The organism is Vibrio sp. Isolate30, from assembly GCF_022397975.1.
Taxonomy (GTDB): domain Bacteria; phylum Pseudomonadota; class Gammaproteobacteria; order Enterobacterales; family Vibrionaceae; genus Vibrio; species Vibrio fortis.
In genome coordinates, this window is record NZ_JAKEUS010000003.1 from 97,369 (window position 1) to 108,949 (window position 11,581).

Here is an 11,581-nt window from a genome sequence, read left to right on the forward strand (position 1 = left end):
GATAAACAAAAAAATGCTCCAAGTTAGGAGCATTTTTTTCAACACAGCTATCGAGTTCGATTAGTGCGGAGAGATATTTGAAAGCGACTGAATATGTACCGTGATCTCTTCGCGATCGTGGTACAAGTGCTTCGCCTGCATCTTGAACTTCACTTTATTCTCGATTAAGAACTGCTTTAGGTTCTCAATATCTTGTAGAACCTCGTCGTAGCGACCTTTCATTGGCAGCTTCAGGTTGAACAGTGCTTCTTTCGCCCAACCTTTAATGATCCACTCACCCATCAGGTGAGCAACGCGCGCTGGCTTTTCAACCATGTCACAGATGATCCAAGTAACGTTCTTACGATCTGGTTCAAATTTAAAGCCATCCACCATGTGGTGCTTGATTTGACCCGTTTCCATCAGGCTATCCGCCATCATGCCATTATCAACACAGTGAACGAACATCGAACGCTTCACCAATTGGTAAGTCCAACCGCCAGGACATGCACCCAAGTCTACGCCCCACATACCCGGAGCAAGACGCTCATCCCACTCTTCACGTGGAATGAATACATGGAACGCTTCCTCAAGTTTTAGCGTCGAACGGCTTGGCGCATCGGCAGGGAACTTAAGACGTGGAATACCCATGAAGAACTGGGAATTGTTGTTCGGGTACGAGTAACCCACAAAGCAGTGGCCCGGTGCGATAAAGCACAGATGAAGTACTGGTTTCTTCGGGTTGTCTTTTGCCGTCATCAGGCCTTTACCACGCATCGCTTGACGCATCGGCACGGTAAACTTACGACAGAACTTCAGTAGCTCTTTCGCTTCATTGGTGTCTGGCGTTTCAATACGAATGTCGCCGCAACGTGGGAAACCGTCTTTGTCTGCCAGCTCATCAAGGATTGGAGAGATACGATCATCTTTTGGCAGATCTTTAATTTCTGCTGCAACCGCGATCATTTGACGAGCAAAGATCAGCGATTGGAAATCAATTTCTTTGATCAAACGATCCGCTTCGCCATCTTGATAACACTCAAACAATACAAAGCCAGTATTGTTTTTTAAGCGAGGAAAACCAAACACTTCCAGTTGTGTTGCTTTGTCTTGAATTTCGCCAGCACATTCTTTTTCAAAACCAGAGCGACAATAAAGTAGTACGTGTTTCACTGAGTTACCTCTTTTATATTCAAAGCAGCGAAGGAGAAGACTCCCCAACCAATGATAAATAGTAGTCCACCTAACGGTGTTATTGGACCAAACCATTTAATTCCTGTCAGTGCCAGCGCATAGAGGCTGCCACTAAAACAAAGGATGCCGATGATAAAGCAAATTGCCGCAATGAAAAAATATTTTTGTGATTTAGCACCAAGTTTCAGCTGCAGCATGATGGCACATGCCACGATCGCAAAAGTATGGATGAACTGATACAAGACACCGGTTTCGAACACACCCAATAGATAAGGTGCTAGTTGAGACTTAAGTCCGTGCGCTGCAAATGCCCCAAGCATCACCGCGATCGCACCAGATGCGCCTGCAAAGGTAAGCAATCCCTTACTTCTCATCGATAGCTCCTTTAATGAACTTAGCCAGTTTCTCGACCGCTAGTGCAATGTTCTGCTGCTCGGTGTGTCCTGAGCTCTTACGCGGCTTAAAGCTGTGGTCACCATCCGGGATAAACTCGACAGAGACCGAATCGGAGAGATCAAACGCAGGGAACTCTTCCCGCTTACCAAAAGTATCACGCTCTCCCTGTAGTATAAGACAAGGCTTGCTAAGCTCGGCTAAGTGCTCACCTTTGTACTTATCGGGTTTACCCGGTGGGTGGAAAGGAAAGCCTAAACAAGCCACACCGACAACTTTCTCATGTTCGGATAGGTGACTCGCCATACGCCCCCCCATCGATTTGCCGCCGATAACCAGTTTCTGGGCATCGACTTGCTCAATCACCTCTTGGTACGCCTCTAATAGCTTAGGCGCACGATCAGGCGGTCGACGCTTACCATCTTCAGCGCGTTTGATCATGTAAGGAAAGTTGAATCGAATCACTCGAATACCCTTAAAGGCAAGTCCCTTGGCAACTGATTGCATGAACTCATGGTCCATACCTGCGCCCGCACCGTGAGCAAACACAAAGGTGTACTGGCTATGCTCTTCACCATCAATAAGCCAATTATTCATCGAGCAATTCCTCTTGCTCACTCTGCGCTTTAGCAAGCATCCAATCACGGAAAGTGGCAATACGCCCCATATCCGCTTGTTTGTCATGACACACTACATAGAAGGCATTTTTGCTGATTAGGACCTCATCAAACGGTGCAATCAGACGCCCAGCTTCAATCTCCGGCTGCGCTAATACGTTGTTGCCTAAAGCAATACCTTGACCATGAGCCGCCGCTTGCAGCACCATGGTCGAGTGACTGAAGATAGGACCATGGTTGACGTTAACACCATCGATACCATTCTGTTTTGCGAACTGTTTCCAGTCTTTGCGAGAGGTATCATGCAATAGCGTATGACATGCCAAATCTTTTAGGGATTCTAATGGCTTTGTCCCCAGTAGCACTGAAGGTGAACACAGTGGAATCAAATATTCTTGATACAGCTTGTCTGCTCTCAACCCTGGCCAATTGCCTCGCCCATAATAAATCGCGACATCCACATCATCGGTCAGTGAACCCTCATCCATATCGACGGCTTTGATTCGAACATCAATATCAGGCTCTTGTTGATTAAAGTCAGCTAAACGAGGCACCAGCCACTGAATGGCGAAGCTTGGCGGCAGGCTGATCGTTAATGCCCCCTTCTCACTGCGCTCTAGCACCTTGTCGGTCGCCTCAGCAAGTGATGTAAAGATATCCTTAATGTCTAAGAAATAGCTCTGCCCCTCTTCGGTAAGCAACAAAGAGCGATTCCTGCGGCGAAAGAGTTTCAGGGATAGGAACTCTTCCAACGATTTTATTTGGTGACTCACCGCAGCTTGAGTAACGAACAACTCTTCTGCAGCGCGCGTAAAACTCAAGTGTCTAGCCGCAGCTTCAAACACTCGTAAGGAGTTTAGTGGGGGTAATCGACGAGACATAGTTACTCTCTAAAATGACATTAGTTTTTTTTATCTGAAACATTATAATTTGTCCATTGCTTAGCGGCTAGAGAAATTCTATATTTCGTTCCGCAGTCACTAGCCTGAACGGCTTGATTCTCTCTGAATCAATTGGCTTAGTCACTGCGATGTTGTGTTTGCAAACTCGTACTTTTCGAGTTGGGTAGAGTTCTACCAAATGTTTTGTTTTAGTTATCCCCTAAAACGAGGCATCTACTTCCTGTATTTATTTTGACCTGTCTGTCAAATTTCTTTACACCGCCTTTATGGCGGTGTTTTTTTWTCTGCCCCCAAATAACAACAAGTTTATCAATAGCTCACCTTATTCAAAGTCTTGGAATCAACCTCACTTAACTAGAATTTTACAAATTTAATTTGAACGACCGTTCAGGTTGAATTATAGTCAATGCACAAGCACGGATGTGCCGACCATAAATAATGAACTAGGAGTTCACTGATGATTAAGTTCTACTTCCACCGCACCCCAAACCCAATGAAAGTTGCGCTCTATCTTGCAGAAACAGGTCTAGCCTACGAATTGGTTCCTGTTGATACGCTTAAAGGTGAACAGCACACTCCGGAGTTTCGTCTAGTCAATCCCAATGGCAAAACGCCAGCGATTGAGGATGACGGCACCCGTATTTTTGACTCCAATGCGATCCTCCTTTATCTGTCAGAAAAGACAGGGCTGTTTGCAGGCCAACCACAAACCCGTGGAGAGTTACTCTCTTGGTTGATGTTTATCGCCTCGGGATTGGGACCTTTCTCTGGTCAATCGGTTCATTTCCATAAAGCAGCACCTGAAGATCTGCCTTATGCCAAAAACCGTTACCGTCGTGAAGCACAGCGACACTATGAGGTGCTCGACAACCATCTTGCCGACAAAACTTACATGGTGGGTGAAGAGTACACTATCGTCGATATGGCGGCGTGGGGCTGGATAGACAAAGCGCCATTCGTGCTGGGTGAAGATGCACTTAATGACTATCCAAACCTAAAGCGCTGGTTTGAACTGGTCAATGCTCGCCCAGCCGTAGCAAAAGCACGTGAGATCGAGAGTGGTATCGATTTTAAAGCGACGATTGATGAAGAGGCAGCGAGAGCACTATTCCCGCAGAACTACCCTAAGGCTTAATACTCAGAACTTAGAGGCAGAGCTTTCTCAAGCCAATAAAAAAGCCGCTGTATAAAGCGGCTTTTAAGGCATGCGTAGTTAGTGACCTATGGGCGGTACACTTTTACGTTAGCGAAACCCTGCTCTTGCAAGTAAAGTGCTTGCAGACGGCTCATCACGCCACGATCACAGTACAGTAGGTACTCTTTGCTCTGGTCAAGATCACCAAACTGCGTTGCTAGCTTGTAGAAAGGCAGGTGCTTAACGTCAACGCCATCGATCTCTAGTGGGTTTTCGTCTTCCTCATCTGGGCTACGAATATCCAGTACGATTGCGTGTTCAGCAACAGCTTGAACCTGCTCAACTTCTGGTGCTTGCTCTTGGCTCTCTTTCTCGATGTCACGAATGTCCATCACGCGAGCGTTCTCAATCACTTGCTCAAGAACGTCAAAGTTAAACTTCGCTTCTTCCGCTTCTAGTTTACCCTTCTTCGCTTTCACTGTTGGCTTCTTAGAGATAACACCACAGTATTCAGGCATTACTTTCGCGAAGTCTTCAGTACCGATGTTACGCGCTAGGTCGATGATGTCTTCTTTGTCCCAGTTGATCAGTGGGCGAAGGATCAGCGTATCCGTAACGTTATCGATATGACGCAGGTTAGTTAGCGTTTGACTTGAAACCTGACCCAGAGCTTCACCAGTAACCAATGCTTCGATCTTGAACTTCTCTGCCACCATGCCACCAGCACGCATGAACATACGCTTAAGAACAACGCCCATTTGGCCGTCTTCAACGTTTTCAAGAATCTCAGCAACCACTGGTTCAAAGTCGATAGAGATGAATTTCACTTTTGCTGAAGAACCAAACTTGTTCCACAGGTAGTGAGCCACTTGCTTAACACCAATTTCGTGCGCAGGACCGCCTAGGTTAAAGAAACAGTAATGTACTTTAGAGCCACGCTTGATGTGTAGGTAACTTGAAACACCTGAGTCAAAGCCACCAGAAATTAGGCTTAATACGTCTTCTTGCGTACCTAGAGGGAAGCCGCCTAGGCCCTTATGACGAGCAATAATCTGGTTAAGCTTATCGTTAGCAATTTCAACTTTTACCGTTACTTCTGGATCTTTCAGCTTAACGCGCGCTGATTCCACCGCTTGGTTAAGACCGCCACCAACGTAACGCTCTAGCTCAATAGAAGTAAACTCGTGCTTACCACGACGCTTTGCACGAACAGAGAAACTCTTGCCTTCGATGTCGCCACGGCTACGCTCTAATACCTGCTCGAAGATGTCGTGCAGGTCTTTGAATTCAGACTGTTGAACTTCAAGAGAGTGATGGATACCTGGTGTTTGTGTCAGGATCTCAAGTACTTCTGGGTAGTACTTATCACTTTCAGAGGTTACTTCGATATGGTCACGACGATTGAATACCGCAACGCTTTCACAGCGACGCTGGATTACGTTACGAATGTTGCACTCTAGAATCCTTGTGAAGCGCTTACGCACCGATTCACTTTTTACAAAAATTTCCGGATGGGGCTTAACAATAAATTTCATAGTACTTTCACAACATTAAACAAGTTTAAGGGGCTCGGCGCTAAGTAAAAACAGAGATTTCACCGAGCACTTGAAGCAAGAATAGATCATATCTAAATCTAAGGGCGCGAATTATACATGAGAAAGTCATACAAGGAAAAGAATGCTTGCCCTAACCCTATCATCGACAGGGAATAAGCACTCAACCCGTAGAGTCTGTACTGCCAAACGCAGCAAAAGGTTTAGTTTTTCCCACAAAAAAGCCCGAGTCGCGATGACTCGGGCTTTAATATTGAAGTGTACCTATTCTGTCACGACCGGAACTTCATCACTGTAGAGAGGTTCACCCTGCATGATGCTGATCTCAACACGACGGTTGAGGCTTCTTTGCCAATCGGTATCATTCGGCTCTAGAGGCTCAGTATCTGCCATTCCTCGTACTCGTAGCCTTTGATGAGAGAAACCTCTTACCTTCTCCATCTCTTGAGCAACCGACACCGCACGCTGAGAAGAGAGATCCCAATTTGAACGGTAAAGCTCAGAATCGAGGCGTTGGTTATCAGTATGTCCCGAGATACGAACAATACCTGGTACGTCTTTTACCAACTCAGCCACCTGTCTAACCAATGGACGGAATTTAGGTTGTAAGAACGCTGACCCTTCTGGGAACGCACCTTTCTCTCGAATTCGAATCACGATCTGCTGACCTAAATTCTCGACCTCAATCGCTCCTTGGTCAATTTCACGCTCCAAGGCTTTCTTGATGCTCTCCATCAAGGTTTCCATCTCTTGCGACTGCGCTTCAGCTTGCTGCTGTTGCTTATCTGACTCAGAGTTCTGGTTGTTGTGGGTCGAAGTCTCTGGTGATTGACCACCAGTGAGTTTGCCTTGATCGCGCTTAGTACCGCCCGCTCTGTCAGACTCACCCTCGTGAAACTCTAGCGTTTGCTGAGTAATATCGATGGTTTGCTGCATGATCACATCAATCGGTGTCGGCTCTGGGCGACCAGGACGAAACTCTTGAGCAATAATACTGGTACCTTTTGGAATATCTTTTACTTCTAACCGGTTTTGTACACCAAAGGCGAACTTCATCGAGCCTGCGATCTGCTTAAACTTCAGTACGTCCATCTCAGAGAAAGAGAGCAGCAGTACGAAGAAACACATCAATAGCGACATCAAGTCAGCAAAGGTACCCATCCATAAAGGTAAGCCGGGGGGCGGACATTTACAGGGAGTTTCTTCTTCCATTACCGAGCTCCTTAATCAGCTTCGCCATCTAGAAGACGTTTACCCTCATTGAGGTAGTTCTTCAGGTAGCCATCGATAACACGTGGGTTCTGACCATCTTGAATCGCCAATACACCATCCATGACTAGACGGCGGTTTAACGTTTCTTGTTCGCGGCGCAGTGCCAGTTTGTCAGCAATTGGGAAGAACACCATGTTAGAAAGAATCGCACCGTATAGTGTGGTTAAGAGTGCTACCGCCATCGCAGGACCGATCGCTTTTGGATCATCCATGTTCGAAAGCATCGCAACCAGACCAACCAGCGTACCAATCATACCCATCGCCGGGGCAACATCACCAAAGGCGCTGAACACCTTACCGCCCTGCTCATGACGCTCATCGGTCAAAGCAATATCTTTTTGCAGTGCCGCTCTTACTACGTCGGCATCGTGGCCATCAACCAGTAAGTCGATGCCTTTCTGCATAAAGCTGTTATTAATTTCCATCTCTTCCAGTGCAAGAAAACCACCTTTACGTGCCGCATCTGCCATCTCAACCACTTTCGCGATCAGATCTTCTGGTTCATCGGCTTTAAACATAAAGGCTTTGCCTGCAATCTTTGCAGCACCAAAGAACTGACCCATTGTGAACTTCATCAAGACCACAAAGGTTGAACCACCAACCACGATCAAGATCGAAGTCGTGTCATAGAACATCCCAAGGCTTCCGCCCAAGATCATCGCCATGATCACGAAGGCAAATCCACCAATTAAACCTATTAGGGTTGCTAAATCCACTGAGCACTCCTCATGCTTTTTCTTGTTCTACCTCGAGAATAATCTTCTTATCGGCAAGACTATAAGATCTTTTAGAAAATTCTTGGCCTAAGTATCACACTTTTGAGTCGTAATGACATTAAGACTTATGAATAACTGCGCACGGCAAGTAAGCCCATCGTAAATAGGTCTTCTCCAACTCGACACTTATTGAGTCATACAGATATGGCTGCCAAGCGCCCGATAAAACAAACTTTCTAGCAAATTTTATTGGTTACATTTGACCATCTCTACGCCCTAGGGTAACGTTCGTTCATCTTTCCAAACGCAGAACTATTATGGCTACTAAGAAACCGGAAAATATGAGCTTTGAAGCAGCAATTGAAGAGCTTGATGGCTTGGTTGATCAACTTGAAAATGGTGATCTAGCTTTAGATGATGCGCTGAAGAAATTCGAGCGTGGAATTGCACTAGCTCGTGCAGGTCAAAGCAAACTTAACGACGCAGAACAGCGCGTGAGTATTCTTCTTCAAAACGACGAAGATGCAGAGCTAAGTGACTTCAACCCACAACCAGAATAAAGAATAGTATGAGATCCCCTATGATTGAGACTTTAACGTCTTATCAAGCACGTAATAACGAGCAGTTAAACCAATGGCTTGACCGCCTTCCACATCAAAACCAAAACCTCATCAAAGCTATGCGTTATGGCTTACTGCTAGGTGGAAAACGCGCACGTCCATTTCTTGTCTACATCACAGGGGAAATGCTTGGCTGTAGCGCTGAAGAGCTCGACACGCCAGCTTCAGCGATTGAATGTATTCACGCTTACTCACTCATTCATGATGATCTTCCAGCCATGGACGACGATGAACTGCGTCGTGGTCATCAGACATGCCACATCAAATACGATGAAGCTACAGCAATTTTAACCGGCGACGCTCTACAAACGCTGGCCTTTACTATACTTGCGGAAGGCACATTAAGTGCTGCCGGAGAGAGTAACCGCATACGTATGATTCAACGCCTAGCTGAAGCCTCTGGTGCTCAAGGTATGTGTATCGGTCAAGCGCTTGATATCGAAGCGGAAAATCGTGCAGTAACGCTTGAAGAACTGGAAGAGATTCACCGTAACAAAACAGGCGCTCTTATGAAGAGTGCAATCCGTTTGGGCGCATTGGCAGCGGGTGAGAAAGCCTTCGAGGTTCTGCCACAACTTGATAAATTTGCCGATGCGATTGGATTAGCGTTTCAGGTTCAAGACGACATTCTAGATATCATTAGTGATACAGAGACGCTTGGTAAACCACAGGGGTCTGATGAAGAACTGAACAAAAGCACCTACCCTTCTTTGTTAGGATTGGACGGCGCTCAAGAAAAAGCTCAAACTCTATTGAACGAAGCGCTTCAAGCTTTAGACGCAATCCCATACAATACCCAGTTACTCGAAGAGTTCGCCCGATATGTCATCGAGCGCAAGAACTAAGACTATAAGCGCGCATTACCTATGACTCTTGATATTTCAAAGTACCCAACTCTTGCTTTGGCTGACAAGCCAGAGGATTTGCGTCTTTTACCGAAAGAGACGCTTCCACAGCTCTGTGACGAGCTACGTACCTACCTCTTGAACTCAGTGAGCCAGTCAAGCGGACACTTGGCTTCAGGCCTAGGTACGGTGGAACTAACGGTTGCTTTACACTATGTATACAACACACCTTTCGATCAGTTAGTTTGGGATGTGGGCCATCAGGCTTACCCACATAAGATTCTAACTGGCCGACGTGATCGCCTATCAACTATCCGCCAGAAAGACGGCTTACACCCTTTCCCATGGCGTGAAGAGAGCGAATACGACACGCTTTCAGTCGGTCACTCATCGACATCTATCAGTGCCGCACTTGGTATGGCAATCAGTGCTAAAAAAGAAGGCAAAGATCGTAAAGTCGTTAGCGTGATTGGTGATGGTGCGATTACCGCAGGTATGGCATTTGAAGCGATGAACCACGCAGGTGACGTACACAACGATATGCTGGTTATCCTTAACGATAACGAAATGTCGATCTCTGAAAACGTGGGCGCATTGAACAACCACTTAGCTCAGGTTCTTTCTGGCAATCTTTACACGTCAATTCGTGAAGGTGGCAAGAAAGTGCTATCGGGCGTTCCGCCGATTAAAGAGCTGGTGCGTCGTACTGAAGAACATCTCAAGGGCATGGTTATTCCAGGTACCATGTTTGAAGAGCTTGGCTTTAACTATATTGGTCCAATTGATGGCCATGATGTCAACGAGCTGATTAAAACGCTTAAGAACATGAGAGACCTAAAAGGCCCTCAGTTCTTACACATCATGACCAAGAAAGGCAAAGGTTACGAACCAGCAGAGAAAGATCCAATCGGTTACCACGGCGTACCTAAATTCGATCCTGCACACTCTAGCCTACCAAAGAGCACCAGTGCTAAGCCGACCTTCTCGAAGATCTTCGGTGACTTCCTGTGTGATATGGCCGCGCAAGATCCTAAGCTGATGGCGATTACACCTGCGATGCGTGAAGGCTCTGGTATGGTTCGTTTCTCGAAAGAGTACCCAGAACAGTACTTCGATGTAGCTATCGCTGAACAGCACGCTGTGACGCTAGCAACAGGTATGGCGATTGCGGGTAACAACCCGATTGTAGCGATTTACTCAACCTTCCTGCAGCGTGGCTACGACCAACTGATCCACGATGTCGCTATCATGGATTTGCCGGTCATGTTTGCCATTGACCGTGCTGGTCTTGTTGGTGCCGATGGTCAGACACACCAAGGTGCGTTCGACTTAAGCTTTATGCGCTGTATTCCAAACATGGTGATCATGGCACCAAGCGATGAGAACGAATGTCGCCAAATGCTTTACACCGGCCACAAACATAATGGTCCAAGTGCCGTTCGCTACCCACGTGGTAATGGTATGGGCACAGAAATCCAGAGTGAGTTCACAGCACTTGAGATTGGTAAAGGCCGCATCGTTCGTGAAAGCTCAAAAGCAAAAGATGGCGCTAAGGTTGCTATCCTAAGCTTTGGTACTTTCCTAGAAAATGCGCTTCAAGCTGCCGACGGTATCGATGCAACCGTTGCTGACATGCGCTTTGTGAAGCCGCTTGATGAGACGCTAATCAAGCAACTGGCTGCTGACCACGATGTCCTGGTGACCATTGAAGAGAATGCGATTGCCGGTGGTGCAGGCGCAGGTGTAGTGGAGTTCTTGATGCAAGAGAAACTGCCAATGCCAGTATTGAACCTTGGCTTACCAGACAAGTTCATTGCTCAAGGTACACAAGGTGAGCTGCATGAAGAGCTTGGCCTAGATGCGAAAGGCATCGAAAAAGCAATCAACGACTACCTTGCTAAATAAGAAAGCGTTGCTCTAGATACTAAAAAGGTTGACCGTATGGTCAACCTTTTTTATTACCAGTAATCTATAGCCAACGATAAGCTTACTTAAGCACTGGCGCGTCGTAGTTCTCTGGTTCATCGGTGTAGATGCACACATTAAACTTTTCAACTAAGCCTGTCTCTTCTACACACTGCTCTTGGAAAAACTCTTGGATCTCACGGCGTTGGCAGTGAGCTTCAAACGCTTCATTGTCCGCCCAGATCTCATTAAATGCGATTGGGTAGCTCTCACCTTCAGCGAATGGGCTTGGTAAGTGACGAGTCACTGTGTATTGAATGCAACCATCTTCACGCATTGTGTTTGGCTCAAGCGCTTTTAATACTTCAAATAGCTCGTTCAGTTTGCCCTCTTTTGGCTGAAACTGAGCAATACAATAAACCTTCTTAGACATTGTTATTCCTTGTGTTC

Annotated in this window: 12 protein-coding genes; 4 read left to right on the forward strand and 8 right to left on the reverse strand. The window is 46.4% G+C overall.

What is annotated here, in order from left to right:
- Nucleotides 1-60: 60 nt before the first annotated feature.
- Genes rlmM through L1D60_RS10695 form a run of 4 tightly spaced genes read right to left on the reverse strand, consistent with a single transcriptional unit; the run spans nt 61 to nt 3,064 of the window.
- On the reverse strand, nt 61-1,152 hold the full coding sequence (gene rlmM / locus L1D60_RS10680; RefSeq protein ID WP_239841075.1) for a 23S rRNA (cytidine(2498)-2'-O)-methyltransferase RlmM: 1,092 nt from the start codon (nt 1,150-1,152) through the stop codon (nt 61-63).
- A complete protein-coding gene (locus L1D60_RS10685; protein ID WP_239841076.1) occupies nt 1,149-1,547 on the reverse strand; it encodes a DUF423 domain-containing protein in 399 nt (132 codons plus the stop codon). The genes rlmM and L1D60_RS10685 overlap by 4 nt, the downstream gene beginning before the upstream one ends.
- Complete coding sequence (locus L1D60_RS10690) at nt 1,537-2,163, reverse strand: alpha/beta fold hydrolase (protein ID WP_239841077.1); 627 nt, start codon at nt 2,161-2,163, stop codon at nt 1,537-1,539. Before L1D60_RS10690 ends, L1D60_RS10685 begins: the two co-directional genes overlap by 11 nt.
- Entirely contained in the window at nt 2,156-3,064 is a 909-nt protein-coding gene (locus L1D60_RS10695; protein ID WP_239841078.1) for a transcriptional regulator GcvA, read from the reverse strand. The genes L1D60_RS10690 and L1D60_RS10695 overlap by 8 nt, the downstream gene beginning before the upstream one ends.
- A 478-nt stretch (nt 3,065-3,542) precedes the next feature.
- Here L1D60_RS10695 and L1D60_RS10700 point away from each other — a divergent pair, with 478 nt between their 5' ends.
- On the forward strand, nt 3,543-4,220 hold the full coding sequence (locus tag L1D60_RS10700; RefSeq protein WP_239841079.1) for a glutathione S-transferase N-terminal domain-containing protein: 678 nt from the start codon (nt 3,543-3,545) through the stop codon (nt 4,218-4,220).
- A gap of 86 nt (nt 4,221-4,306) precedes the next feature.
- Here L1D60_RS10700 and thiI read toward each other — a convergent pair whose 3' ends face one another.
- From thiI to pomA, 3 genes are all read right to left on the reverse strand, one after another.
- A complete protein-coding gene (gene thiI / locus L1D60_RS10705) occupies nt 4,307-5,755 on the reverse strand; it encodes a tRNA uracil 4-sulfurtransferase ThiI (protein ID WP_239841080.1) in 1,449 nt (482 codons plus the stop codon).
- A gap of 282 nt (nt 5,756-6,037) precedes the next feature.
- Nucleotides 6,038-6,985 (reverse strand): flagellar motor protein MotB, encoded by a 948-nt coding sequence (locus tag L1D60_RS10710; protein ID WP_239841081.1) that lies wholly within the window; start codon nt 6,983-6,985, stop codon nt 6,038-6,040.
- A gap of 11 nt (nt 6,986-6,996) precedes the next feature.
- On the reverse strand, nt 6,997-7,761 hold the full coding sequence (gene pomA, locus L1D60_RS10715) for a flagellar motor protein PomA (RefSeq protein WP_032551647.1): 765 nt from the start codon (nt 7,759-7,761) through the stop codon (nt 6,997-6,999).
- 317 nt (nt 7,762-8,078) lie between these two features.
- Here pomA and xseB point away from each other — a divergent pair, with 317 nt between their 5' ends.
- The 3 genes from xseB to dxs are packed head-to-tail and all read left to right on the forward strand — an operon-like array spanning nt 8,079 to nt 11,131.
- Complete coding sequence (xseB, locus tag L1D60_RS10720) at nt 8,079-8,321, forward strand: exodeoxyribonuclease VII small subunit (protein ID WP_032551645.1); 243 nt, start codon at nt 8,079-8,081, stop codon at nt 8,319-8,321.
- Nucleotides 8,322-8,341: 20 nt separating this feature from the next.
- On the forward strand, nt 8,342-9,226 hold the full coding sequence (gene ispA, locus L1D60_RS10725; RefSeq protein ID WP_239841082.1) for a (2E,6E)-farnesyl diphosphate synthase: 885 nt from the start codon (nt 8,342-8,344) through the stop codon (nt 9,224-9,226).
- 21 nt (nt 9,227-9,247) lie between these two features.
- Nucleotides 9,248-11,131, forward strand: coding sequence for a 1-deoxy-D-xylulose-5-phosphate synthase (dxs, locus tag L1D60_RS10730; protein ID WP_239841083.1), 1,884 nt, complete (start codon nt 9,248-9,250; stop codon nt 11,129-11,131).
- An 82-nt stretch (nt 11,132-11,213) separates the two neighbouring features.
- Here the strand turns inward: dxs and L1D60_RS10735 are convergent, their stop codons facing one another.
- Nucleotides 11,214-11,564 carry a putative quinol monooxygenase gene (locus L1D60_RS10735; RefSeq protein WP_239841084.1) on the reverse strand — a complete coding sequence of 117 codons (351 nt, stop codon included), beginning with the start codon at nt 11,562-11,564 and terminating at the stop codon, nt 11,214-11,216.
- Nucleotides 11,565-11,581: the final 17 nt, after the last annotated feature.